This window comes from Alkalibacter saccharofermentans DSM 14828 (assembly GCF_900128885.1).
Lineage (GTDB): Bacteria > Bacillota > Clostridia > Eubacteriales > Alkalibacteraceae > Alkalibacter > Alkalibacter saccharofermentans.
The window spans coordinates 36,043-60,464 of record NZ_FQTU01000011.1 but is presented as its reverse complement, the minus strand read 5'-3'; the positions used below and the strand labels follow the sequence as shown (position 1 = coordinate 60,464).

At 44.6% G+C, this 24,422-nt stretch carries 24 protein-coding genes, 1 pseudogene and 1 riboswitch; of the genes and pseudogenes, 15 read left to right on the top strand and 10 right to left on the bottom strand.

What is annotated here, in order from left to right:
• Positions 1 to 315 precede the first annotated feature (315 nt).
• From BUB93_RS08190 to BUB93_RS08180, 3 genes are all read right to left on the bottom strand, one after another.
• Positions 316 to 2,688, bottom strand: coding sequence for an ABC transporter permease (locus BUB93_RS08190; RefSeq protein ID WP_073270966.1), 2,373 nt, complete (start codon positions 2,686 to 2,688; stop codon positions 316 to 318).
• 9 nt (positions 2,689 to 2,697) lie between these two features.
• Positions 2,698 to 3,399 carry an ABC transporter ATP-binding protein gene (locus tag BUB93_RS08185; RefSeq protein WP_073270964.1) on the bottom strand — a complete coding sequence of 234 codons (702 nt, stop codon included), beginning with the start codon at positions 3,397 to 3,399 and terminating at the stop codon, positions 2,698 to 2,700.
• A gap of 532 nt (positions 3,400 to 3,931) precedes the next feature.
• A complete protein-coding gene (locus BUB93_RS08180) occupies positions 3,932 to 5,245 on the bottom strand; it encodes an ROK family protein (protein ID WP_073270962.1) in 1,314 nt (437 codons plus the stop codon).
• Positions 5,246 to 5,515: 270 nt separating this feature from the next.
• Between BUB93_RS08180 and BUB93_RS08175 the strand changes: the two genes are divergently transcribed.
• From BUB93_RS08175 to BUB93_RS08105, 15 genes and pseudogenes are all read left to right on the top strand, one after another.
• A complete protein-coding gene (locus tag BUB93_RS08175) occupies positions 5,516 to 6,382 on the top strand; it encodes a Rossmann-like and DUF2520 domain-containing protein (RefSeq protein WP_073270960.1) in 867 nt (288 codons plus the stop codon).
• Between the two features lie 6 nt (positions 6,383 to 6,388).
• Positions 6,389 to 7,231 (top strand): 3-methyl-2-oxobutanoate hydroxymethyltransferase, encoded by an 843-nt coding sequence (panB, locus tag BUB93_RS08170; RefSeq protein WP_073270958.1) that lies wholly within the window; start codon positions 6,389 to 6,391, stop codon positions 7,229 to 7,231.
• A complete protein-coding gene (panC, locus tag BUB93_RS08165) occupies positions 7,232 to 8,086 on the top strand; it encodes a pantoate--beta-alanine ligase (RefSeq protein ID WP_073270956.1) in 855 nt (284 codons plus the stop codon).
• A complete protein-coding gene (gene panD / locus BUB93_RS08160; RefSeq protein WP_073270954.1) occupies positions 8,086 to 8,469 on the top strand; it encodes an aspartate 1-decarboxylase in 384 nt (127 codons plus the stop codon). The genes panC and panD overlap by 1 nt, the downstream gene beginning before the upstream one ends.
• A gap of 5 nt (positions 8,470 to 8,474) precedes the next feature.
• Entirely contained in the window at positions 8,475 to 9,251 is a 777-nt protein-coding gene (locus tag BUB93_RS08155; protein ID WP_073270952.1) for a phosphopantothenoylcysteine decarboxylase domain-containing protein, read from the top strand.
• Positions 9,248 to 9,763, top strand: a pseudogene (coaBC, locus tag BUB93_RS08150) (bifunctional phosphopantothenoylcysteine decarboxylase/phosphopantothenate--cysteine ligase CoaBC); the annotation flags it as partial. The gene BUB93_RS08155 and the pseudogene coaBC, both read left to right, overlap by 4 nt.
• 520 nt (positions 9,764 to 10,283) lie before the next feature.
• Positions 10,284 to 10,751 carry an HD domain-containing protein gene (locus tag BUB93_RS08145; RefSeq protein ID WP_200789482.1) on the top strand — a complete coding sequence of 156 codons (468 nt, stop codon included), beginning with the start codon at positions 10,284 to 10,286 and terminating at the stop codon, positions 10,749 to 10,751.
• Positions 10,752 to 10,803: 52 nt separating this feature from the next.
• Positions 10,804 to 10,918: riboswitch (FMN riboswitch) on the top strand.
• 125 nt (positions 10,919 to 11,043) lie between these two features.
• Positions 11,044 to 12,147 (top strand): bifunctional diaminohydroxyphosphoribosylaminopyrimidine deaminase/5-amino-6-(5-phosphoribosylamino)uracil reductase RibD, encoded by a 1,104-nt coding sequence (gene ribD, locus BUB93_RS08140; protein WP_200789479.1) that lies wholly within the window; start codon positions 11,044 to 11,046, stop codon positions 12,145 to 12,147.
• Complete coding sequence (ribE, locus tag BUB93_RS08135; RefSeq protein WP_073270948.1) at positions 12,132 to 12,767, top strand: riboflavin synthase; 636 nt, start codon at positions 12,132 to 12,134, stop codon at positions 12,765 to 12,767. Before ribD ends, ribE begins: the two co-directional genes overlap by 16 nt.
• A gap of 26 nt (positions 12,768 to 12,793) precedes the next feature.
• Positions 12,794 to 13,990 (top strand): bifunctional 3,4-dihydroxy-2-butanone-4-phosphate synthase/GTP cyclohydrolase II, encoded by a 1,197-nt coding sequence (locus tag BUB93_RS08130; RefSeq protein WP_278278383.1) that lies wholly within the window; start codon positions 12,794 to 12,796, stop codon positions 13,988 to 13,990.
• 20 nt (positions 13,991 to 14,010) lie between these two features.
• Positions 14,011 to 14,472 carry a 6,7-dimethyl-8-ribityllumazine synthase gene (ribH, locus tag BUB93_RS08125; protein WP_073270944.1) on the top strand — a complete coding sequence of 154 codons (462 nt, stop codon included), beginning with the start codon at positions 14,011 to 14,013 and terminating at the stop codon, positions 14,470 to 14,472.
• 5 nt (positions 14,473 to 14,477) lie between these two features.
• Complete coding sequence (locus BUB93_RS08120) at positions 14,478 to 15,137, top strand: HAD family hydrolase (RefSeq protein WP_073270943.1); 660 nt, start codon at positions 14,478 to 14,480, stop codon at positions 15,135 to 15,137.
• Positions 15,138 to 15,424: 287 nt separating this feature from the next.
• On the top strand, positions 15,425 to 15,619 hold the full coding sequence (locus tag BUB93_RS08115; RefSeq protein ID WP_073270941.1) for a DUF1858 domain-containing protein: 195 nt from the start codon (positions 15,425 to 15,427) through the stop codon (positions 15,617 to 15,619).
• A 1-nt stretch (position 15,620) separates the two neighbouring features.
• Entirely contained in the window at positions 15,621 to 16,256 is a 636-nt protein-coding gene (locus BUB93_RS08110) for a hypothetical protein (RefSeq protein ID WP_073270939.1), read from the top strand.
• A 1-nt stretch (position 16,257) separates the two neighbouring features.
• Complete coding sequence (locus BUB93_RS08105) at positions 16,258 to 16,806, top strand: hemerythrin domain-containing protein (RefSeq protein ID WP_073270937.1); 549 nt, start codon at positions 16,258 to 16,260, stop codon at positions 16,804 to 16,806.
• A 43-nt stretch (positions 16,807 to 16,849) separates the two neighbouring features.
• Here BUB93_RS08105 and lpdA read toward each other — a convergent pair whose 3' ends face one another.
• The 7 genes from lpdA to BUB93_RS08070 form a co-directional block, all read right to left on the bottom strand.
• Positions 16,850 to 18,232 carry a dihydrolipoyl dehydrogenase gene (gene lpdA, locus BUB93_RS08100; RefSeq protein WP_073270935.1) on the bottom strand — a complete coding sequence of 461 codons (1,383 nt, stop codon included), beginning with the start codon at positions 18,230 to 18,232 and terminating at the stop codon, positions 16,850 to 16,852.
• Positions 18,233 to 18,248: 16 nt separating this feature from the next.
• Positions 18,249 to 19,547 carry a dihydrolipoamide acetyltransferase family protein gene (locus BUB93_RS08095; protein WP_073270934.1) on the bottom strand — a complete coding sequence of 433 codons (1,299 nt, stop codon included), beginning with the start codon at positions 19,545 to 19,547 and terminating at the stop codon, positions 18,249 to 18,251.
• An 18-nt stretch (positions 19,548 to 19,565) separates the two neighbouring features.
• A complete protein-coding gene (locus BUB93_RS08090; RefSeq protein ID WP_073270932.1) occupies positions 19,566 to 20,570 on the bottom strand; it encodes an ATP-NAD kinase family protein in 1,005 nt (334 codons plus the stop codon).
• Positions 20,571 to 20,664: 94 nt separating this feature from the next.
• Positions 20,665 to 21,636, bottom strand: a complete 972-nt coding sequence (locus tag BUB93_RS08085) for an alpha-ketoacid dehydrogenase subunit beta (protein WP_073270930.1) — start codon at positions 21,634 to 21,636, stop codon at positions 20,665 to 20,667.
• A gap of 2 nt (positions 21,637 to 21,638) precedes the next feature.
• A complete protein-coding gene (gene pdhA / locus BUB93_RS08080; protein WP_073270928.1) occupies positions 21,639 to 22,634 on the bottom strand; it encodes a pyruvate dehydrogenase (acetyl-transferring) E1 component subunit alpha in 996 nt (331 codons plus the stop codon).
• Positions 22,634 to 22,999, bottom strand: a complete 366-nt coding sequence (locus tag BUB93_RS08075; RefSeq protein ID WP_073271002.1) for a Lin0512 family protein — start codon at positions 22,997 to 22,999, stop codon at positions 22,634 to 22,636. The genes pdhA and BUB93_RS08075 overlap by 1 nt, the downstream gene beginning before the upstream one ends.
• A 303-nt stretch (positions 23,000 to 23,302) precedes the next feature.
• A complete protein-coding gene (locus tag BUB93_RS08070; RefSeq protein WP_073270926.1) occupies positions 23,303 to 24,328 on the bottom strand; it encodes a calcium/sodium antiporter in 1,026 nt (341 codons plus the stop codon).
• Positions 24,329 to 24,422 lie beyond the last annotated feature (94 nt).

The following is a 24,422-nucleotide window of genomic DNA, read 5'->3' as shown; positions in this document are numbered from 1 at the left end:
TATCGGGAAACGGTTGGTAAACAGTCGTATTAGTCGCTGAAGCGACTGTGGGAATACATGTTAAACGATTGTGGGGCTATCGGGAAACGATTGGGAAACAGTCGTATTAGTCGCTGAAGCGACTGTTTATTGTCCGGCTCTGCCGCACGGGAAATGACTGCTATGCAGTCGAGAAATGAGACTCCGTCTCGTAAAAAAGTTGTAAGCTTTAAGTAATTAAAAGGTTTTTACTTTCAACTTTCCAACTTTCCACTTTCCAACTTTCAACTTTCAACTTTCCAACTTTCCAACTTTCCACTTTCAACTTACCGGACCCTACTCTCCATATGCTTTGAGTACCTCCTGAAGGGCAATCCTGTTTATCTTTCTCTTTCCTGCAAAAGTCCCTGCAAAAAATATTGCCATGATGATCACAAATCCCAAAACAGCATGAACTAATCTGAATTCAAATGGTATGACCATCCCATAGCCTTTTGCGAAGAATTCCACCATCCAGTTCAACGAAATCAGGGCAATGGGAATGCTTGCGATAAAAGAAATCACTGTGTATACCAGGTAGCTGTCGAGGACCATGGAATTTACCTCTTTTTTATTGTATCCCATTACCTTCAAAAGGGATATGTTGTAATAATTATCCTCTACGGTCATTGTAGTGAGGACAAAAAGTATCACCAATGCGATCAATGCGGAAGAACCTACCATTATATAAACTGCATACTTCATGAAATCTTGCATCAATTCAGCTTGCTCCATGATAGCTCTTTTCTCCAATATGGCGGAATATTCTTCAGAAGAAGGTCTCTCTAGAGCATATATTCCTGTGAAAAGATCTCTCGTCTCACCTTCGGTGATAATGTGGCTTAAATAGCCTCTTTCCATATATATCTTGTCTGAACTGTAATCCTCAGAAACTGCCTTGATCTCTAGGCTGACGTTCCTTGAGCCAAGCCTTAAATCTACTACGTCTCCTTCGTCCACCCCGAATTTCAGGCTCGCGCTCTTAGTAACTATCCCTCCTTCCTCTAGGAGGGATGTGATGTTTTCTCCCCTACTGTTATAAAGGTTGTACAGCTCGTTGTCCGATTCAAGGCCGGATGCTATCAGTGAATTCCCTTCCAAGAATGCATCGGGATAAGTTAAAAAACGCTCCTGCCCTTCTATTATATCCGGTGGCATCTCAGAAGGATCTATATATGCTTCGTATTCATAGGCAACGGATTCGTAGCTTTCCAATGCCATCCTTTCTATCAAGCCGTCCATCATGAAGCTAAAAAGTATCAGCAGGGTGGACAGTGCGATGCCAAAGAAAAATATTGCGAACTTCCCTGTATTTCTTACAGCATATAGGTATTTGAATTTTGTCTTTCCCTTGGAGCCTTTAAGCAGGCTGCTCGTGATTTTTGTCAAACGGTTTACCTTCTTTTCCCTATGCAGGTATAGAAGATCAAGGGGCTTAGTAGATAGCATTTTAAATATTACGATACCGGAAAGGCCTGTGAAAAATATCATAGGCACGAAAACTGCAGTTAAAAATACCGACGCTTCCTGATTTATTGGATTTGCAGGAAGAAGATAAAACTCAAGGTACATATTCTTCATAGGCACCGCTGCCAAAACCCCTGCGAAATATCCGGCGATGAGCATCGGGAGGGCGATTATCCCCACGAGGATAAGATAAGGCAAAGCAATGTTTCTTCTCCTGTACCCAATCGCCTTCAATAGCCCTATCTGACCTCTTTCTGCATTTAAGATCTTGAATATTATTATTGCCGCTATGACTATGGCAATTGAAGCTATCATTATGCTCAATCCCAGAGTAAATACTTTTCCCCCGCGCAATTCGTCAAATATCGCGCCGCTTCTGAGCTGATTTTCTGTCAGCACGGCGCCAAGGGCGAAATTCAGCTCTTCATGGTCTGATATCCTTTCTGATATCTTTTCTCGAAATTCCACGCTGTCCATTCCATCGGATATTCTGCCTGCGAGCCTCATGCCCAACGAACCTGAAATCGACTCAAAAGCTTCGTCTGTAAAAAGTGCAAGCGTCTGCTTTCCGTTGTCTATGATAAAAGAATCGTCAAGCATTGGAAATGTATAATCTGGGAAAAGTACATATCCGGTGACTAGAAAAGTCTTTCCATCAATATCGATATCATCCCCTATTTCGATGTCGTTTTTTTCTGCGTACACCCTGGTTATGGCTATCTCGTTATCCGATGATGGCTTTACCCCCTGTTCCATCTTCGATCTGTTCAGATCCACTCCGTCCTTGATTGCAAGAACTCTCGTATTTGTCCCTTGCCACCTGAAGTAGAATTCCTTAAATTCCCTTAGCTCCAATTCAACCTGGGGATAAATCCTTAAAAAAGAATCGATGCGGTTTTTCATGAGTTCATAGAATATCTCAGGATCATAGTTCTTTACGGCGGATAATGTGTATATGCCACCGGGAACCGATTCGTGTGAATAAAGGTTTTGAGCTTCTTCCAGCGTCAAGACCGACAACATCTCAACTGAAAAATCCTCTTGACCATACTCCTCAAGATACCTTTCTGTGGGTTCTTCCAATCCGTTTATCGCATAGGACATGGTCGAATACAAAAAAGAGCTCAGCAAAACTATCATGCCGATTGCCATGAGCTGCAGTCTCTTTTTTTTAATGGTCTTCATCATATTTTTTATTAGCATGTCATCCACCTACCCCCACTGAATTTGACCTGCTGATATTTTATCCTTGTTTTCGATTATCTCTTCGATTTTCCCTGAATTCATTTTAATAACTCTGTCAGCCATGGCACCTATCCCCGGATTATGGGTGATGACTACCATGGTGGTCTTAAGATCCCTGTTGAGGTCTTCTATGACTCTAAGGACCTGCTTAGAAGTCTCTTCGTCCAAGGACCCTGTGGGCTCATCGCAAAAGAGGATCTCTGGATTTTTAGCTACGCTCCTAGCTACCGAGACCCTTTGCTGTTCTCCTCCCGAAAGCTGGTATGGGTACTTGTGCATCTGATCCTTAAGGCCCACCTTTGCAAGGATGTCTTCAGGATCTAACGGAGCCTTTCCAATATCTGATCCCATCTGGACATTTTCCAAGGCGGTAAGATTTTGAAGCAGATTGTACTGCTGAAACACAAAACCCAAATGGTTTCGCCTGAACTCTGTAAGCTTGTCTTCCGAAAGCTTTGTAAGCTCCGTGTCCTTATACATTATTACCCCGGACGTTGGGGTGTCCAGCCCGCTTATCACGTTTAGCAGGGTGCTCTTTCCGCTGCCGCTGGGGCCTAGAATGACGATGAATTCCCCCTCCTTGATTTCCAGGCTTACGCCTTTTAAAGCGTGAGTTTCTACTTCTCCGGATTTATAGGTTTTCATAACGTTTTTTAGAATTATAGACATGGGTTTCCTCCTCCTAATTGATTGGTAGCCGGGAATCGGTGAGGCGGTAAATAAAGGTTAAACGGTCGTTGGGCTATCGGGAAACGGTTGGGAAACAGTCGTTTAGTCGCTGAAGCGACTGTGGGAATACATGTTAAACGATTGTGGGGCTATCGGGAAACGGTTGTCAAGCAATCGTATTGGTCGCTTTCTACTTTCCAACTGACCAACTTCCTGCTTTTACTTATATCTTATATCTTAGAACTTAGAACTTGAAACACGCGCGTTGCGCTTTTCTCGCGAGTAAAACGAGCTTTTCCCGCGACCAAAGGGAGCATCCCACGTGAGCGAAGCGAACCTTCAACCATTGTCCCACCATGGTTCAACGATTATCCGGGAAATACAGGTTAAACGGTCGTTGGGCTATCGGGAAACGGTTGTCAAGCAATCGTATTGGTCGCTTTCTACTTTCCAACTGACCAACTTTCCAACTTTCTACTTTCCACTTTCCAACTTTCTACTTTCCACTTTCCAACTGACCAACTCTCCACTTTTATCTTAACAGCCCCGCTATCGCGCTTCCCATAAGGCTTGCATCCTCGACCTTTATCCTTTCCACATGCCTCCCAAAGCTTTCTTTCATAAAATCCAGGTATCTGTCGAATTTTTCCATGAATTTCTTTGAACCGTAGAAAGCAGATCCGTCAATTACCAGGCAAACCGGTTTTTCAGGTGCCGTGCCCTTTCCCGTTTTTACAAGTATGCCGTTTATGTTCACTGCCAAGTACTTTGCAGACCTTTCGTACAAACCGTCTACTATTGCTTCAATCAGCCAGCCATCTTCTTTCGTTCCGTGCCTTCTAATCGCCTTGCCGATCAGATTTCTTCTGCCCTCCGGATCATCAAGCAAGTCTGCTGAATCAACTGAAGACAGCTTTTCCAAATCGCAAATTTCATCAGAAAGGTCCTCTGAAAGCATCCCTTCAGACGCGGCCAGTTTAATCGTTTCAAGAACGAGTTGTCCCATATACGCTCCCGAAAGCATCTTTTCCATCAGCTGTTCCCCAGGATTTATAGTCTTTTCATCCAGCTTTATATCCGCCGTTCCCCTTTTGATATTTCCGTAGCCGCCAGACTCAAGGTTGATTAGAGTATATCCCTCTGTACCGCTGAGAATCTCGCTTTTTTTTACATTTATATTTTTTTCAACATAGCAGGTGTTCATCCCAGTGCCAAGTATCAGGCCAATGAAGTCGTCATAATTTTTATCTTCTGCCATGGCTTTGCCGCTTAATAGAGTAGCAGTCGCATCATTTAACACCGCCACGCTTTTAGAGCTACCACCAGACAGCTTATTTTTAAGCTCTTTTCCTATCTCCACTCCCGTGGCATTTTTAACCTTTACTTCCTTGGTAAGGGATATTATCTTACCCTCTCTGTCAGGCATGATCTCTGCAGGGTATGAAAAGCAAAAACCTATATTTTCGCTTTTGTCAGCTATTGAGTTTAAATATCTGGCAATAATCTCAAAAAATTCATCTACTTCTACCTCTTTATCGACCCCAGGCATGGGATATTTCTTAAATTTGCTTATTATTGGCCCTTTGTTCGTAAACGTCACCAAAGCCCTTCTGAAGTTAGTTCCTCCCGCATCTACCGCAATAACTGCTTTGTTGGTTTCAACATTTGCCGATGGATCTATATAACCAGGTATCATCTTTAAAGTAGATTTTTCTCCAACGTTTAATCCATCTTCCATATCCTTTGCGAACAGACTGCTTTCATGTTCAAAGTCCAACTCATCTGCCCACATTTTATGTTGCTTCAAAAAGCCTGCAGCTTCTTTTCTAAGATTATTTTTGTCCATTTCCTCACCTCTTTTGAAATTGGTTGTTTGATACTATTTTACCACAGCCAATCACTTTAGGCTCTAGTCCTTGCATTTTTTTAAGATTTATTGTATTTTATAGTTAATGATATACAAAAAAAACCGCTTTGATCCCTTTGGGACAGAGACCTGATAAGCTCTTTTGTGCAAAACGTCCTCTATTTAAGGGATGTCTGTTTTGTCATGTCAATCGAGTCATGAAGGTCCTCTTCCAAAAGGCGGAGGACCTTTTTCTTTAGGAGGAAATGTATGAAAATAGGATTTATAGGCGCAGGCAACGCAGGAGTGTCACTGGGAAGGTTCTTTAAGGAAAAAGGTCTTCTTATTTCCGGATTTTATAGCAGAAGCTACGATTCATCTCAATTTGGCGCAAAGGAAACCTCTTCAGCGGTTTTCGATAGCCTGGATGAAGCTGCCGCAGAAAGCGATATAATAATCGTCTCTGTTCCTGACGATGCAATCATCGATATAGCCGCCAAGCTGGTCAAAACAGGCGAAATAACTAAAGACCACCTGCTGATTCACTTGAGCGGGACTCTTGACTCCGGGGTTTTTTCAGAATTTGAAAAAATCGGTTGCGGGTGCTACTCCCTTCATCCGGTGATGACTTTTCCGAACCCCTTAGTCAGCTCTTCGGCTATAAAAAACGGGTGGTTTACTTACGAGGGAAACGGCAAGAACCCAAATCTCCTCGATGCTATGTTAGAATCTGCCGGGATCAATTCCCGCATGATCAAAAGGTCCGATAAGATCTTGTACCACGCCGGAGCGTGCATCTTGTCAAATTACCTGGTAACTCTTCTAAATTCAGGATTCGATGTGCTCAAAGCCATCGGCTGGGAAGATGAGGATTCAAAGGAGGTTTTTATCCCGCTAGTTGAGGCGACATTAGAGAATTTTAAAGAAAAAGGTTCTTCGGCGCTGAGTGGACCTGTAGCTCGAGGGGACATGTCCACTATCGAAAAACATATCACTGCCCTTGAACCATTAGATGATAATCTGCTTGATCTTTACAAAACCCTTGGCAAGGTGACGGCAATAATGGCGGAGAAAAGCTCCTCCGATAAAGATACAGAAAAGATGCTAGAGATTTTTGAGAAGGATAATGGGAGGTGATTGGATATGAAAAGTAAATTCAGCGTCGATTTTTTTGCCCGTCGCAAAGATGAAAACAAAAAAATCTCCATGTTGACAGCTTACGATTATTCTACTGCCAAGATTTTTGACGAGGCTGGCGTAGACGCCTTGCTGGTAGGAGATTCATTGGGAATGGTCATGCAGGGATTGGACTCTACCCTTGAGGTTACCATGGAGGATATGATATATCATTGCAGTTGCGTTTCAAGAGGCGCAGACAGAGCCTTTGTCGTAGGGGATATGCCTTTTTTGTCTTACCACATAAGCGTGGAAGAGTCGGTAAGAAATGCCGGCAGGCTCATACAGCATGGCAAAGCCAATGCGGTTAAGCTCGAAGGAGGAATAAATGTTTCTGACAAGATTAAAGCAATAGTAGATGCTCAGATACCCGTCATGGGGCATATTGGACTGACCCCTCAGTCCGTAAACGTTTTTGGCGGCTTCAAGGTACAGGGCAAGGATTACTCGAGGGCAAAGGCTGTTCTTGAGGACGCAATTGCCGTCGAGGAAGCGGGAGCTTTTGCCGTGGTTTTGGAAGGAATCCCTGAAAAATTGGCAAAGTTGATATCAGAGACTATTTCCATCCCCACCATTGGCATAGGAGCAGGAAGATACTGTGACGGCCAGGTCTTGGTCATGCATGATCTTTTGGGTCTGTTCAGCGGGCAATCTCCCAAATTTTCGAAAAAATATGCAGATTTGAGATCTGTCATGGAAAATGCAGTAAAAGGCTACATCGAGGAGGTGACCTCAGGGGACTTTCCCGAGTCAAAACACACCTTTTCCATGGAAGATAAAATAATAGATGAGTTAAAGGAGAAGCAATAAATGGACAAAATCTACACAGTTGGTGATTTAAAGCGTTACTTAAAGGATAGATATAACAGTACACGGATAGGATTCGTCCCTACCATGGGTTATCTCCACGAAGGGCATTGTTCTCTTATAGAAAGGGCTAAATCAGAAAACGACTTGGTTGTGACAAGCGTATTCGTAAACCCATCTCAGTTCGGTCCTGGAGAGGATTTTGAAACATACCCCAGAGACCTTATAGGGGATATCTCTTTGGCAAAAGAAGCAGGAACGGACCTGTTTTTCCACCCTTCACCCCAGGAAATGTATCCCGGCAATTGTTCCACCTTCGTCGAAATCAAGGGGGATATCGTCAATCACCTTTGCGGCAGCTCAAGGCCGGGACACTTCAAAGGGGTGACTACCGTGGTAGCTAAGCTGTTAAATATCGTAAAGCCGAATAACGTTTATTTCGGAGCAAAAGACGCCCAGCAGGTGGCTGTAATAAAAAAGATGGTAAAAGAGCTGTTTTTCGATTTAAACATCATCGAATGCCCCACCGTGAGGGAATTAGACGGCCTTGCCAAAAGCTCCCGAAACACTAACCTTGCACCTGAAGAAAGGATTCAGGCTCCCCTGATTTATAAGGCTTTATCGAGGGTTGAAGGGGAGTTTAAAAAAGGGCTGCACTCCACAGATGCTCTTCTTGAAATCCTAAAGGACAGCCTTGAAGAAATTACCCTTGGAGAAGTCGACTACGGTGATATACTTGATAAAGAAACTTTCACAAAAACAGATGAAATCAAAAATGACGCCTTGGTCGCAGTAGCAGTCAAATTTAAAAATGCAAGGCTCATAGATAACATCACCTTGAAAAGCGAGGTGGAATAATGTTCATCAGCATGTTCAAATCTAAGCTTCATAGAGCTACCGTGACCGATGCGGACATCGATTATGTAGGAAGCATAACCATAGATGCCGACCTTTTAAAGGCTTCCGACATACTTCCGGGAGAAAAGGTTCACGTCGTCAACATCAACAACGGCGCCCGATTCGAAACCTATACATTGACCGGTGAAGCAGGGTCAGGTGTCGTCTGCGTCAATGGAGCCGCCGCAAGGCTGGTTCAAAAGGGAGATCTTGTCATCATCATATCCTATGCCACAATGGACAGAAAAGAGGCAGCAGAGTTTTCACCCACAATATGCATATTGGACGAGCGTAATAAACTAACCGGCATTAAGCACGAAGAAACGCCGGGTAAGATGGAGTGATAAAAATGTTGAAAGTCGTCGTGACCGCAGGAGGTACGTCGGAAAGCATCGACGGTGTCAGAAGGATCACTAATTGTTCCACCGGAACCCTTAGCAGCATGATCGCCGAGAGGTTCGTAGATTATGGATTGCGCACAGGCAAGGATCTTAAGCTTTACTACATCCATACGGACAACTGCAAAATGCCATCCATCAAGCATGGGATGGAAATGCTTAAGTTCATAAACGCCACCAGCACCTACGAAGTCAAAGACACAGTGGAAAAGCTTTTGACTGAAGAAAAAATCGACTTGTTCGTTCACTGCATGGCAGTTTCAGATTTTTCCATGCACTGTTACTTAAGCATGGAGGAGCTGGCTGGCCACATCATGGAAATGAATTTGCAGTCTCAGCCAACAAGCAAGGAAGATATCATAAAGCACTTTCAGGATCTGGTTCCCCAGGAGCAAAAGAAGATCTCATCCAAGGACGACATATGCATGTTCATGAAAAGGACGCCTAAAATCATAAACATGATTAAAAAAATCAGCCCGGAAACTTTTTTAATCGGCTTCAAGCTCCTTAGCGGAGGAAGCTTTGAGGATCTTTTGGCTTCCGCTCGCATACAAATACTTGAAAACGACTCTGATTTCGTTTTGGCTAACGATACTAAGAACATAGGAAACGGCAAGCACGAAGCCGTCCTCATAGACAGGCACGGCGACATCCTAGGAAGCTTTGAGACCAAGGATCACATAGCAGCAGGTTTAGTCAAGATGCTTGTCAAGAAGGGGGTCATATGAAAAAGACAACCGTAGTTGTAGGTGTAACAGGTGGCATTGCCTGCTACAAGGCTGCCGATCTGGTCAGCAGTCTTGTGAAAAAAGGTTTTGATATCCACGTTATAATGACTGAAAACGCTGGAGAGTTCATCACACCCTTGACGTTTCAGACCTTGTCAGGGAACCGGGTAGCCACCTCGATGTTTGAAAGAATAGCCTCTTTTGAAGTTGAGCACATTTCACTGGCCCAGCGAGCGGATGTTTTTGTAGTCGCCCCAGCCAGTGCAAATTTTATCGGAAAGATGGCAAACGGTATTGCAGACGACATGCTCACTACCACGATAATGGCTACCAAGGCCCCGATAGTGATTGCCCCTGCCATGAATACTGCTATGTGGGAGAATCCAATCCTTAAGGATAATTTGGAAAAACTCAAAAAATTCGGCGTGCAGGTGGTGGAGCCTGATGAAGGCAGGCTCGCCTGCGGAGACCTAGGCAAGGGAAAGCTTGCTGAAGTAGAGGAAATCGTTGAGGCGATCGAGAAAGCAGCAAAATGAGGCGGTGAGGCGGTGGGTCGGGAAATAAAGGTTAAACAGTCGTTGGGCAATCGGGTAACGATTGGGAAACAGTCGTAAAAGCTTTTTCCCCATCGTTCAACAATTGCTTAACTATTGTCCCACCATGGTTTAACGATTATCTGGGGAATACTGTGTTCGGTATTCGGGAAAAGCAAAAGATAAATCTTGAACCACGAAGAACACAAAGGACTCTAAGTTGTAAGAGATACGTTATATGACGGTTGAACGGTCGTTGGGCAATCGGAAAACGGTTGTCAAGCAATCGTATTGGTCGCAAAGCGACTGTGGAAATACATGTTAAACGATTGTGGGGCAATCGGGAAACGGTTGTCAAGCAATCGTATTGGTCGCTTTCTACTTTCCAACTGACCAACTTTCCACTTTCCATTTTCCAACTTGACCCAACCTACCCTTGCGTTATATAATCAAGGTGTGGGAATTAAACCATTATAGCATCCCGAAAGGAAGGTTTTTATTGGATTTTGTAAAAATTTTCGGGCGTCTTCGAAGTGAAAGAAGCGCTTTTATCGAACACCAAAACTGCATATCCGAGCTGCTGGAACATGAGGCAGTTAAAACCATGGACATGTTCAGGCACCACAAGGAGACTTCCTGCCTTGACCACTGCCAAAGGGTATCTTACTACAGCTACAAGGTCTGCAGGTTTTTTGGACTTGACTATGTCTCTGCTGCTCGAGGCGGCCTTTTACATGATCTGTTCTTATATGACTGGCGAACCACAAAACGAGATGAAGGACTTCACGCCTTTGTACATGCGGATATTGCGCTGACAAATGCCCTTGAGCATTTTCACCTCAACGATAGGGAAAAGGACATAATTCAAAAGCATATGTGGCCTGTAACCCTTGAAAGACCAAAATTCATGGAGTCATTTGTCGTAAGCATTATGGATAAATACTGTGCTTTTGTCGAATTGTTTTAAAAAATTTTATTGACATAAGAAAATACTGATGTTATTATTTAGACAATTGAATAACGAACTTCGGGGCAGGGTGAAATTCCCGACCGGCGGTTAAAGTCCGCGAGCCTAACGGCTGATCCGGTGTAATTCCGGTACCGACAGTACAGTCTGGATGAGAGAAGATAAAACAAGTGTATCCATATGCGTATTTGCATGGGATACGTTTAAGTGGATTTATAAGCCTCGAAGTAGCTACTTCGAGGCTTTTGTTATTTGCCGACTAACCGACTTTCCACCGAAAGGATGTGATATCTTGGACAAAAAATATATGCATCGAGCTCTGGAGCTGGCATCAAAAGGCATCGGCAGGACAAACCCCAACCCACTTGTAGGCGCTGTCATCGTTAAGGATGATAAGGTAATAGCCGAAGGATACCACGAATTTTTCGGCGGACCCCATGCAGAGATAAATGCCCTTAGAAACGCAACAGAATCTGTAAAAGGGGCAACGATGTACGTCACTCTCGAGCCCTGCTCTCACTATGGCAAGACTCCACCCTGCGTGGACGCCATAATAGAAAGTGGAATCAAGGAAGTGGTGGTGGCCATGACTGACCCCAATCCCTTGGTGGCAGGACGTGGAATCAGAAATCTTGAAAACAATGAAATCGCGGTTTGGACCGGACTTCTAGAGGATGAGGCCAAAGAGCTTAATGAAGTATTCATAAAATATATTACGACAAAGACTCCTTACGTCGTAATGAAGACCGCGATGACCCTAGACGGAAAAATCGCCTGCAAAACCGGAGAGTCCAAATGGATATCAAACGAAAAGTCCAGAGAATACGTCCACATCCTAAGAAGCCGACTTACTGGAATCATGGTGGGAATCGGCACGGTCTTGAAAGACGATCCTTCCCTCACCTGCCGAATTGGAGAAGGCTTGAGGCAGCCTAGACGCATAATTGTAGATTCCACCCTTAAGATACCCCTTGAGTCAAAGGTACTTAGGGATGACCATGCAGGAGAGACGATAATCGCAACAGCGGAAGGAGCGGACGTCCTAAAGGCCGAGAAGATAAAATATTCAGGGGCCAAGGTTATTTATCTACCCTCCAAAGACGGGCGCGTGGATTTGAATAAGTTAATGGAATCCTTGGGAGAAGAAGAAATAGACTCAATTTTGCTAGAAGGCGGCGGAGAACTAAATTATAGCGCGCTGAAAGCTGGAATAGTAGACAAGGTAGTAACATTTATAGCACCGAAGATACTCGGAGGCAAGGACGCACCCACACCAGTTGAAGGTGAAGGGTCCTGCAGCATGAGGGAAAGAATTGAACTGGGAAAAATCAAAGTCAGTACATTTGGCGATGACGTGATGATTGAAGGAGAGGTGAAAAGATGTTTACAGGATTGATTGAAGAGACGGGAGAAATACTTGAAATAAAAAGAGGAGCCCTGTCCGCTAGAATGAAGATCGCAGCCCACAAAGTCCTTGAAGATGTAAAAGTTGGGGACAGCATATGCGTTAACGGCATCTGCCTGACGGTAACAGAATTTGACGCTTCAAGCTTTTCAGTGGATGTCATGCCTGAGACCATAAGGGCAAGCAGCCTAAAGGAAGCAGGAAGCAATACCAAGGTAAACCTTGAGAGGGCGATGGCTATGAATGGACGTTTTGGAGGCCATATCGTTGCAGGCCACATAGACGGAACCGGCAAGGTCATTTCTAAAAATCGGGAAGAAAATGCCGTGAGGATAAAAATAAGGGCCGATAGGCCGCTTCTGAAATATATCATCAACAAAGGCAGCATCGCTCTTGACGGCGTCAGCCTGACAGTAGCCTCCCTTGGTGCAGATTGGTTTGAGGTATCCATAATACCTTTAACTGCCGAGGATACGAACCTGCTTGACAAAAGGGTCGGAGATCCCATCAACATCGAATGCGACCAGGTTGGAAAATACATCGAACGACTTATGGAATTTAAAGATGACAGCGTGATGGATCTTGACTACCTTTCAAAAAACGGATTTTAAGACTGATAACATATAATATTGGAGGAATAAAGATGAAGTTCAATACAATTGAAGAGGCTTTGGAGGATATCAAAGCCGGCAAGATGATAGTAGTAGTAGACGACGAAGACAGAGAAAACGAAGGCGACCTTTTGATGGCCGCCGAAATGGCAACGACAGAAGCCATAAATTTCATGGCAACTCACGGTCGGGGGCTTATATGCACGCCTATGGAAAAAAGCCGCTTGAGGGAACTTGGAATAAACCAGATGATTCAAAACAACTCCGACCCCAAGGAGACTGCCTTTACGGAAACGATAGATGCAGTAGGAACCACAACGGGAATATCTGCCGGAGAAAGGTCTCTTACCATACAAAAGCTGCTGCAAAATGACACTAAGCCCACTGACTTTACCAAGCCCGGTCATATATTTCCCTTAGCTGCTCAGGACGGCGGTGTTCTTGTAAGAACCGGACACACCGAGGCTGCTATCGACATACCAAGGCTTGCAGGGCTTTATCCCGCAGGCGTGATTTGTGAAATCATGAATGACGACGGCTCGATGGCCAGAGTGCCTGACCTGGAAAGCTATGTTAAAAAGCACGACCTTAAGATCATTACCATAGCGGACCTGGTAGCCTATATAAAAGTAAATGACAATCTGGTGGAAAGGGTGACTGAAGCAAAAATGCCTACCCGCCACGGAGAATTCAAAGTTATTGGATATCGCCACAAAATAACCGGTGAAGAGCATATAGCCTTGATCAAGGGGGATGTCACTAGCGTAGAACCTGTTTTGGCAAGAGTCCACTCCGAATGCCTTACAGGGGAAGTTCTGGGATCCTTAAGATGCGACTGCAAGGATCAATTCGATTCTGCTGCAAGGATGATAGAAGAAGAAGGCACAGGGGTCATCGTCTACCTTAGACAGGAAGGCAGGGGAATCGGTCTAATAAACAAGCTGAAAGCCTACGCCCTTCAAGATACAGGCCTTGACACAGTGGAGGCAAATGTTGCTTTGGGATTTGCACCGGATTTAAGGGATTACCATACAGGAGCTCAAATCTTAAAAGACCTTGGCATAAAGAACATCAAGCTGCTGACCAACAACCCTGAAAAGGTTGCAAATGTTAGCGTTTATGGAATAAACGTAGTGGAACGAGTACCTATCGTAATCACATGCAACAGCGATAATGAAGGTTACCTGAAAGTAAAAGAAGAAAAAATGGGACACATTTTTTAAATATAAGGAGGATACAATCAATGAAAACTTTTGAAGGAAAATTAATATCACAGGGGCAAAAATACGCAATCGTAGTAGGTAGATTTAACGAGTTCATCGGCGGAAAGCTCTTATCCGGAGCAATCGACGGCCTTGTAAGACACGGCGTGGAGGAAAATGATATCGAAGTGGCCTGGGTTCCGGGAGCTTACGAAATTCCCCTTGTTGCAAAAAAAATGGCGAAGTCAAATAAATATGACGGCGTCATAACCCTTGGGGCTGTCATCAGGGGATCTACTCCTCATTTCGACTATGTGGCAAATGAAGTATCAAAAGGAGTAGCCAGCGTATCTCTGGATAGCGATATTCCAGTAGTATTCGGCGTACTGACTACGGATACAATCGAACAGGCTATTGAAAGAGCCGGAACCAAAGCAGGAAACAAAGGATACGAAGCTGCCGTTACTGCTATTGAAATGGCAAATCTTCTGGCTCAGCTTTAAACCGTATGCTATCTGATGTTAAGACCATAATCTTTGATTTTGACGGCACCCTCCACGAGAGCATACGCATCTATGCCCCGGCATTTAGAAAGGCATATGCGTATTTGGTTAACGAAGGCTATGTGGAGGATAGACATTGGGCGGATGAAGAAATTTCCGCCTGGCTAGGCTACAGTCCTTTGGACATGTGGAAAAACTTTTTGCCGGAGCTTGAAAAATCAGTTCGCGAAAAGGCCAGCTTGATAATCAGGGATGAAATGAGCTCTCTTTTACAGAATAAAAGGGGCCGTCTTTACGACGGAGCCATCGAGGTTTTGGAACATCTTAAATCAAGGGGATACCTGCTGGTTTTTTTAAGCAACTGCAGAGAGAGCTACAAGGACGCGGTGAGGGACATTTACGGATTAGACAAGTATTTTGTCGAATTCATAACCACCGAAGCGCATGGGTTTAAGCCAAAGCACCAAATCGTAAGAGAAATAAAGGACAGATTGGACCAGGAAATTCTTATAATCGGCGATAGGCTGCAGGATATCGAGGCGGGATTCTTAAACGACATCGAAACCATAGCCTGCAGGTACGGCTACGGAAAGGAAGAAGAATTTATTCTTGCCAATCATATAATAGACGACATAAGTGAACTTTTAAAGGCTGCGGACATTTGACCGCAGCCTTTTTTATGCCTCCAGCCTTCATAGGCCTGCTCACCTTACTTTATAAACATCTAGAATCTTTACTTTTGTAAAATTTATGTCATCACCATATTCGACGGTTTGTCGATTATTTGAATTCCCAGATCTTTTCTTCAAATACTTCATCCATGGTAGATTCATTTCAATTACTTTCATTTTTGTATCTCAGGCAACAGATTTTTCTTTTGATAAGTATTATCATTAAATCATATTATGGCTTCAGAAATTTGAAGCAAAACTAACTTAACGGAGGAATAAAAATGATTAATAAAGATATGACTATTGGAGAAGTATTAAAGGTTGACAGGAATTTGGCTGCAACGCTGATGGAATTTGGAATGGGCTGCGTAGGATGCCCTTCAGCACAGGCGGAAACTCTGGCTGAGGCAGCAAGCGTCCATGGGATAAATGGGGAAACCTTGGTCAATGCGCTAAACGAAGCAGAGGGTAAATAATATGAGCTTATTTTTAGGCAAGATACACTATTGGCTTTACAACAAGATAAACTGGTTTGAATCCCTAGAGCTCGATATCCTGGCATATGCCACCAAGAAGGGAATGCCTGCAGAAGGCTGGTCTGAAGAAATCTACACAGCTTATGGCTATCCCACAGGCAACAGGCCTCTTGAGGAAATAATCGATACCGGCAATATCCACGGATGGCTTCAATACAAGATACAAAGGGCAGAAGGGCGACATGCGGCATTTATCACAAAAATATTGGACTCCGACCCCTCTTCCATGGCTGAATTGAAGGATGTATTTGCAAAACAAGGCCATAGCGCAGCTTCAAGCCTCCACATCAAGACCGATTCACCTGAAGGCGCATTCAATGCCCTTAACGATTTCCTCCTTGAGGGGATGCCTTGCGACAGGGTAAATGAAGTGCTGGCATCTGACGATAACGAGCTGACTTGGGAAAGCACTCTGTGCCTACATGAATCACACTGGGAAAATGTCGGAGGAGATGTTGCCAACTTCTACAAATTAAGGGATGAATGGATCATGGCATTTGTAGAGACTTTAAGTGACGACCTGACGTTTAAAAGGTTATCGGGCAATACACAATCTATCCGAAGGGAGGCTGCATGACATGGATAGCATACAGTTAATGGTGGACGAGCATGTATATATCAAAAGGATGCTCTCAGTTCTCAGAAAGTACAGCTACCGACTTTTAAAAGGAGAAGAAGTTGATTTTGAGGATTTCTACAAGATGATCGACTTTGTCAGAAATTATGCTGACAAGCACCACCACGGAAAAGAAGAGGATCTGCTCTTTAACAGGATGGTGGAAAATCAAGGCCCGGCTGCTGAAAAGCTCGTAAAAAATGGGATGCTGGTGGAGCACGATCTGGGAAGGCTTCATATGCAGGGACTGGAAGAAGCCATTGAAAGAGTAAAGGCAGGAGATGATGAGTCTAAGCTGGATGTTATCGCAAATGCCATATCCTATACCCATCTGCTGCACAGACATATCGACAAGGAAGATGCAGTGGTGTACAAGTTTGCACAAAATGGCTTGTCGAAAGAGATAATAGATGAAATAAACGCCCAGTGCGAGACTTTTGAAAACGAGGCCTCTGCACAAGGCGTTCAGGAAAGATATATCAAGCTGCTTGAAGAGCTTGAACAAAAATAAACTAGTTATAAGGTGTTGACAGAGTGTCAACGCCTTATAAGCGTCAAATGTGCAAGGTCGTTCCATGCACTCCGTGAGCCGCCTCATGCAAGGCCTCTCCCACCGTCGGGTGGGCGTGAATCGTGGTAATTATCTCGTTGATCGTGGCCTCTAGCCTTATGGCAAGTGCCCCTTCCACTATCAGATCCGTAGCCCTGGGTCCTGCAATATGCAGTCCGAGCACTTCCTCCGTCACAGCGTCGCACACAAATTTCACGATTCCCCCGGTTTCGTTCATGATCATTGACTTTCCATTGGCATATAGGGGAAATGTTCCCGTCTTTACATCGTAGCCCGAATCCTTTGCCTGCTTTTCAGTCATCCCTACCGAAGCCAGCTCAGGCTTTGTATATACACAGTAAGGTATTGTCCTGAAATCCACCTTGGGATTTTTGCCCATTATCGCTTCGGCTGCCACTATCCCTTGGGCACTTGCCACATGAGCCAGCATGGCGCCCCCTGTGCAGTCGCCTATAGCGTATATATCTTCTGAACTCGTCTTCATGTTCTTGTCTATGAGTACCTTTCCTTTATCCCTTTTTATCCCTAATGCCTCAAGTCCTAAATCGTCGGTTACCGGGCTCCTGCCCACAGATAGAAGAACTTTCTGTGCTTCTACTTCCAGGGCGCCGTCCATTCCCTCGGCTGTTATTTTCAACCCATGGGCAGCTCTTTCGATTTTTTTAACCTTTGTATCCGTATATATATCAACTCCATCCCTTATAAGCCCCTCTTTTAGGGGCTTGACTATATCAAAGTCCATGTTTGCAATTATCTCCGGCAGCATTTCGATAATAGTTACTTTGCATCCTAGAGCTTTATATATGCTCGCAAACTCGCTGCCGATCACGCCTCCCCCGATTATGCACATGCTCTTTGGGACCTCTTTAAGGGACAGGGCTTCATTGCTGGTTATCACTCCCTCCAGATCGTGACCGGGTATAGGCACCATGGCAGGAACCGACCCTGTAGCGATGATGGCCTTGTCATATTCTATTTCAAGAATCCTGCCCTCCTTATCCTTTACCTCTATAATGTTGCGTCCTACAAACTTTCCTTGCCCATCAACGACAACGATTCGGTTAGACTTCATAAGTCCTTTTATCCCCGATACCAGCTTGCTTACCGTCTTGTCCTTCCTCTTTTGGAGACTGTCCCAGTCAGCCTTGAAGGCTTCTGCCACTATCCCCAATTCCTTCCCATCATGCTTTAAAGTCTCGAGAAGTTCAGCAGTATGCAACAGAACTTTCGTTGGGATGCACCCCACGTTAAGGCAGGTTCCCCCCAGCTTTTCCTTTTCTATCAAAGTGACTTCAGCCCCAAGCTGAGCCGCTCTTATCGCGGACACGTAACCTCCCGGTCCGCCTCCTATGATCACTATTTTCATCACAATCCACCCTCCATCAAAGTAGCAATCCCGGTTTCTCAATCACCTCTTTTAGCCTAGCCATAAATGCCGAAGCAACTGCACCGTCTACGGCTCTATGATCTGCGGTAAGGCTTAGGTTCATTAGAGGTTTTATCCTTACTTCCTTATTGACTGCTACAGGTGTATCTATGATGGCATTGATGCCCAGTATCGCCACTTCAGGTTGGTTGATTATCGGAGTGAAGGATTCCATGCCATACATCCCCACATTCGTGATGGTAAATGTGCCCCCTTTTATCTCATCCTGATCAAGTTGATTTGTCTTTGCCCGAGATGCAAGATCCTTGATTTCCTTTGATATTGTCTTTAAATCCTTCACGTTCGAATATTTAACTACAGGCACTATAAGGCCATCCGGCAATGCCACGGCCACCCCCATGTTTACATAGTTTCTAGTTATTATTTCATCACCTTCTATGGAAGCATTCAGGAGCGGATACTCTAAAAGCACCTTAGAAAGTATCTTGACTAGAAGGTCTGTGTAGGTTACCTTTTCTCCCGTTTCTTTGAACTGATTGCGTATCTCGTTAAGATTGGTGGCATCCACCCTTAAATTGTAATTTACCACAGGAGAAATCTGTTGGCTTTGAAGCATCCTCTTTGCAATTACCCTTCTCATGGGGCTCATCTGCTTTCTAAAATCCTGAGGCGCAGCGAACTTTTCCAGCTCCTGAGCACCTTTTATCCTTATGACGTCTTCCTTCATTATTCTTTCATCTTTTTGAATCCCGGAAAGGTCCACCTCTAATTTATCCGCTATGACAGCCGCCGCAGGAGAAACCTTATTCTCTTTTGCTTCTTGCTTCGAATACCCTTCCACATCTTTTTCAGTTACGGAACCCTGTGGCCCGGTTCCTGTAATCATGTTGATATCTATACCCATTTCTGCTGCAAGCTTTTTCGCCCTTGGAGACGCTTTTACCCTGCCTTCTGATTTTTGAGGTTTTTCTTTTTCCTCAATATTTTTAACGGGAGCATCAACCTGCTTTTCTTTGGCTATTTGCGGAGCGTCTCCTAAAAGGCTTGATATATCCTCATCAGCAGTACCTATTATCGCAACAGGCTTTAAAACATCTACAGTCCCCTCTTCAACGAGTATCTTTCTTAAAACCCCTGAGACCGTGGACTCGAATTCGTTGGTGAGCTTATCGGTTTCCACGTCAAATATAGCCTCCCCCTGAGCGATTTCATCTCCCTCCTTTTTTCTCCAGTTTGCTATTGTTCCTTCTGTCATAGTAAGACCTAATTTTGGCATCAATATATAATCGGCCATTTGATTTCCTCCCCTTGATTATTTGTCGCACACATTGAAAAAACCGTTTTTTTGTGCCGCTTCCAAAGCTTTTTTAACCTGCACCCTGAAGGGTCCTTTTCTGGTCACCCTGAAGAAATAATCTTCTCCCGGCCCAAACTCTATCTCCCTCTCCCCATCCAAGGCAATCGTCCCCCTGCATCTTGTAGTGTATCTGTACTCCTCACCAAAGGGCAGTACCTGTGGCTGGTCTATGGGTATGGGCACGACGATTCCTGCTGACATCGGTGCCAGTATGCAGCTGTAATCTGTGTTGACGTTTACCATAGCGCCGAAATCATCTTCACAGCTTACTATCATTTTATTTCCAATCACCGAAGAAAAGCCTATGGATGCAGGGTGAGCCCTAGTTACGAAAATCTTTTCTATGGTTTCCACCTGCCAGATGGCTTTTGCCCCTACGAAAACATCCTTTGATATCACCGCATCGATTAGGGCTATATCTATAAGCTTTTCCCGATGGTAAATTTCTATCCGTTTGTCCTTTTGAGTGAATTCCCTTTTGTCAAATTCCCCGGATGCCACCACTGCCGCCGCTATCCCCGCCAGTGTCCCTTCTATCATTTCAGGATAGACGTTGTTGGTGCCGGTTGATATGGCAATCAGGGGAGTCTTTACTATTGACTTGGCGGCTGCCCTATTGGTTCCGTCTCCCCCCAAGGTAATTATGCAGCCTACCTTTTTGGCTTCCATTATCCTGGCGGAATTTATGGTGTCTTCTATGCCTTCGTTTTCGTATATCTCTATGATTTCGATTGAACACTTTAGCTCACCGGTGGTTTTTAGCTTGTCAGCCACCCTGTAACCCATGTTGTATGGATCCGGCATCATGTATACTTTCTCAACTCCACATTGTTGTGCGCCGAGTATCACTCTTTCTACAATGTTTATTTTTTCGTTGTTGTCAATCACAGTGGCGTGTGACACAAGCCTTCGGATGTCTCTTCCTGAAGCCGGATTCGCTATTATCCCTATAGAAGTCATGACAAACCTCCTCCTGATGAAATCAAAAACCGACTGATTCAAATAAGTTTTGGAAACCGCCAAGGCGGCTCCCAAAACCCTAATTGATGCGTATCTAAAATAGCGACTTGACTGCGTCTACTATTTCCTTTTCGCCCGGAATAACGTAATCTTCGAGAACCGGACTAAAGGGTATCGGACAATTTAAAGCTCCTACCCTCTTGATCGGGGCGTCACATTCAAAGAAGCATTCTTCTGCTATCATAGCAGCAAGCTCTCCGGTAAAAGCTCCTCTCTTAGCTTCTTCGGATACCAACACGACCTTATGGGTCTTTTCTATAGAATTGAAAATAGTTTCTTTGTCTAATGGATATAGACTTCTTAGATCTATGACCTCCACGTCGATATCTTCTTTTGCCAAGGTCTCTGCAGCCTTAAGGGAATCGTATACCTGTTTCCCGTAAGTTATTATCGTTACGTCGCTTCCTTCCTTCTTGATATTGGCCTTGCCAAATGGTATTGCCTTTACGTCGTCTTCCACCTCGCCGGTCAAGCCGTATAAAACCTTGTGCTCTATAAACATTACCGGATTGTCATCATCTATCGCCGTCATCATAAGGCCGATAGCATCCTGAGGACTGGAGGGATATACCACCTTAAGCCCCGGCACGTGTGCCAGCCAGGCTTCAAGAGACTGGGAGTGCTGCGCTGCTGCCCTTACACCTGCTCCTGCCGGAAGACGGACCACCATGGGAAGAGTTATTTTCCCGCCGAACATGTATCTCATCTTAGCCGCCTGATTGACAAGCTGATCCATTCCCACAGTAGCAAAGTCGATGAACATAAGCTCCGCTATGGGCCTTAGTCCTGCCGCTGCAGAACCTACCGCTGCTCCTATTATGGCACCTTCCGATATTGGAGTATCTCTAACTCTTTTTTCACCAAATTCGTCGTACATTCCAGCTGTAACTCCGAAACATCCTCCAAAGGGTCCAACATCCTCACCAAATATAAACACGTCGGGATTTTCCAGCATCTTTATTCGCATGCCTTCCTTAATCCCCTGGGCATATGTCATTTTTCTCATATCTATCTTGCCTCCTCTACGATATCGGTATAAATATCTTCAACAGCGGAACTAACATCAGGATCTTTGCTCTCCAGGGCAAAGCTGGTAGCATCCTCAACCTGGCTTTGAATCTCGTCATTTAGTGCCTTGATTTCCTCGTCACTTAATACCTTGTTGTCGATTATATATTTTTCCATCCTGGGTATCGGGTCTTTCTTCTTCCACTGATCCACTTCTTCAGTACTTCTGTATGTGGTAGGATCTCCTTCAAAGTGTCCCCTGTGCCTGTAGGTCTTGCACTCTATCAGTGTAGGCCCCTGTCCCTTTCTAGCTCTCGAAACCGCCTCGCTGACAGCCTCGTATACCGCGAACACGTCATTTCCGTCAACAGTTACCCCTGGGATATTGTAGGATACGGCCCTCATCGATATGTCGGTTATGTTCTGGTGCTTTTCCTGGCTTAAAGATATTCCATAGCCGTTGTTTTCGCAGACAAAAACTACAGGAAGCTTCCATATGCTTGCAAGGTTTAATCCTTCATGGAATGTGCTCTGATTTGTAGACCCGTCGCCGAAAAAGCATACGCAAACCTGCTCGTTTCCTCTATACTGGGCTGCAAGGCCTGCTCCAACTGCGATGTTGTGACCGGCTCCTACGATGCCATTTGCACCTAAAATTCCTTTTGTCGCATCTGCAATGTGCATTGAACCGCCCTTGCCCTTGCAGTATCCGGTTTCTTTTCCAAAGAGCTCAGCCATCATGTACTTAAGGTCTCCCCCTTTGGCTATGATATGGCCGTGTCCCCTGTGAGTGCTGGTTATGTAGTCGTCATCATTAAGGTTTGCGCATGCCCCTGTAGCAACCGCTTCCTCACCTATGTACAGGTGAACAAAGCCAGGTATCTTCCCTTCTGCAAATAGGTTCATGGCTCTTGTCTCAAACTTTCTGATCTTAAGCATCTTTTGATACATTTCAACTACCAAGTCGTTTGAAATTTTCAATGTACTTCCTCCCATCAATCATTTATTTTTACCTGGACGCTTGCAACTGCCACTTCAATGGTGTCATCCTTGTCTCCAAAATTGAGAAACATAAAACCAGGACTTTTCAAGCCTCCTTTTACAGCACTAACTTGGGCCTTTCCAACAGGAAAGCATTCTTCGATCCTCTTGACATCCAGCTCTTCCGGTCGGTCTACCCCCACAATAGCTTCGATATAAACGTTTTCATTTAGGTCGTCCGCTTCAATGCCGCAGATTTCATTAAGCCCCACGAGACAGCTTCTGGATATAGCATCCTTTACTGCTCGGCTTGCAGCGACATTTACATCCTGTCCGTGAAAATCGATTCCCATGCCGAATTCAATCACAAATCTTTTCATATTCAAGTATAATCACCTCCGACCAAAATAGTTCTTCTACGCTGTGAATTGACCTTACAGTTTTATAATAGATGCAATTTATGTGCCAATGATCTCCAACAAGCTATAAGCAACCTCAATCATAGGCACAATGCCTTTAAACTCCAAGGAATAAAAGAATGAGAGTCTGGAATCCATCTTAGGCTGCCCACAGCAACCTCATCCGAGAGTCTCATTTTTTCTCAAATTGAGTCTCAAAATGAGAAAAGCAGTCTCGAGTTGAGACTGCTTTCATTTCAAATATTTAATTCATTACTTAAAATTTCAGATCCAAAGGTAATTAAGAGCCAGGTATACGAAGTACATCCCCAAAAGCACGATTCCTTCAGGCTTTGTAATGCTGTCTCCCCTTTTTTTTGTAAAAAACCTGAATACGAGAAGTATAATAACCATAGCCGGTATCTGCAGCTTGAAATAGTTTGATGGAACTACAAGCCCTCCAGGAGTGACCGCAGCAGCGCTTCCCACCACGAACAATACATTAAGTATGTCCGCTCCTACTATGTTTCCAACCGCAAGCTCTCCGTGACCCTTTCTTACCGCATTAACAGCCGTTATGAGCTCAGGAAGGCTAGTGCCAAAGGCTATCAGCGTAGCCGCTATGACGCTTTGTGGAATCCCCACCCTTACAGCCGTAATCTCAACAGATGATATCAAAACTTTGGATGATAAGATTACCATAGCTATTGCTGCAAATATCTTCCCTATCAAAAGCAGGACAGAGCCATCTGCCTCTTTCGTAATTTCTATCCCATCCTCATCGCCTGGTCCAAGGGCATCAGTTATTTTCGACCACTTAATTGAATAATATATGTATAATCCCAAGAGCACCAGAAACAGGATTCCTACCATCCGGCTTATGTTTCCTCCCTCTCCAGGGGATAGGAAGGGCAGGCAGACGACTGCGAGCAAGATTCCCGCTCCCAGCTGAATCTTTCCCTGCCTTTCCACGACCAGCTTTTCTATAGGCAGATGTCCCAGCAACGAAGCCAAGCCAATTATAAGGCCTGTGTCAGCTATGATCGAACCTATGGCATTTCCCAATGCCAGATCGGCATTCCCCTGCATGGCAGCCAACACCGATACGCTAGCCTCAGGAAGGGTGGTGCCCAAAGAGATTATCGTGGCTCCGATTATCATCTTAGGCACTCCCCACTTAAAGGAAAGGATCACCGCCTCGTCCACTAAAACATCTGCCCCCTTGCTGAGCACCCCAAGGGACACCACTATTATCGCTGCCAACAAGAGCGTGGGTAATGATATTAAATATCCATGTATCAGTTCTTCCATTTCATCCTCCGAGCATGCATTTATTTAATTCTGAATATAAAAAAAGACCCCACAACCAACACCCCTCAATCTAAAGCGGTGATGGCTGCAGAGT

Bases quoted from the DNA above. Each gene is read 5' to 3' on its own strand.
- BUB93_RS08190 (WP_073270966.1), bottom strand. From the start codon at position 2,688: ATGCTAATAAAAAATATGATGAAGACCATTAAAAAAAAGAGACTGCAG.
- BUB93_RS08185 (WP_073270964.1), bottom strand. From the start codon at position 3,399: ATGTCTATAATTCTAAAAAACGTTATGAAAACCTATAAATCCGGAGAA.
- BUB93_RS08180 (WP_073270962.1), bottom strand. From the start codon at position 5,245: ATGGACAAAAATAATCTTAGAAAAGAAGCTGCAGGCTTTTTGAAGCAA.
- BUB93_RS08175 (WP_073270960.1), top strand. From the start codon at position 5,516: ATGAAAATAGGATTTATAGGCGCAGGCAACGCAGGAGTGTCACTGGGA.
- panB (WP_073270958.1), top strand. From the start codon at position 6,389: ATGAAAAGTAAATTCAGCGTCGATTTTTTTGCCCGTCGCAAAGATGAA.
- panC (WP_073270956.1), top strand. From the start codon at position 7,232: ATGGACAAAATCTACACAGTTGGTGATTTAAAGCGTTACTTAAAGGAT.
- panD (WP_073270954.1), top strand. From the start codon at position 8,086: ATGTTCATCAGCATGTTCAAATCTAAGCTTCATAGAGCTACCGTGACC.
- BUB93_RS08155 (WP_073270952.1), top strand. From the start codon at position 8,475: ATGTTGAAAGTCGTCGTGACCGCAGGAGGTACGTCGGAAAGCATCGAC.
- ribE (WP_073270948.1), top strand. From the start codon at position 12,132: ATGTTTACAGGATTGATTGAAGAGACGGGAGAAATACTTGAAATAAAA.
- ribH (WP_073270944.1), top strand. From the start codon at position 14,011: ATGAAAACTTTTGAAGGAAAATTAATATCACAGGGGCAAAAATACGCA.
- BUB93_RS08120 (WP_073270943.1), top strand. From the start codon at position 14,478: ATGCTATCTGATGTTAAGACCATAATCTTTGATTTTGACGGCACCCTC.
- BUB93_RS08115 (WP_073270941.1), top strand. From the start codon at position 15,425: ATGATTAATAAAGATATGACTATTGGAGAAGTATTAAAGGTTGACAGG.
- BUB93_RS08110 (WP_073270939.1), top strand. From the start codon at position 15,621: ATGAGCTTATTTTTAGGCAAGATACACTATTGGCTTTACAACAAGATA.
- BUB93_RS08105 (WP_073270937.1), top strand. From the start codon at position 16,258: ATGGATAGCATACAGTTAATGGTGGACGAGCATGTATATATCAAAAGG.
- lpdA (WP_073270935.1), bottom strand. From the start codon at position 18,232: ATGAAAATAGTGATCATAGGAGGCGGACCGGGAGGTTACGTGTCCGCG.
- BUB93_RS08095 (WP_073270934.1), bottom strand. From the start codon at position 19,547: ATGGCCGATTATATATTGATGCCAAAATTAGGTCTTACTATGACAGAA.
- BUB93_RS08090 (WP_073270932.1), bottom strand. From the start codon at position 20,570: ATGACTTCTATAGGGATAATAGCGAATCCGGCTTCAGGAAGAGACATC.
- BUB93_RS08085 (WP_073270930.1), bottom strand. From the start codon at position 21,636: ATGAGAAAAATGACATATGCCCAGGGGATTAAGGAAGGCATGCGAATA.
- pdhA (WP_073270928.1), bottom strand. From the start codon at position 22,634: ATGGGAGGAAGTACATTGAAAATTTCAAACGACTTGGTAGTTGAAATG.
- BUB93_RS08075 (WP_073271002.1), bottom strand. From the start codon at position 22,999: ATGAAAAGATTTGTGATTGAATTCGGCATGGGAATCGATTTTCACGGA.
- BUB93_RS08070 (WP_073270926.1), bottom strand. From the start codon at position 24,328: ATGGAAGAACTGATACATGGATATTTAATATCATTACCCACGCTCTTG.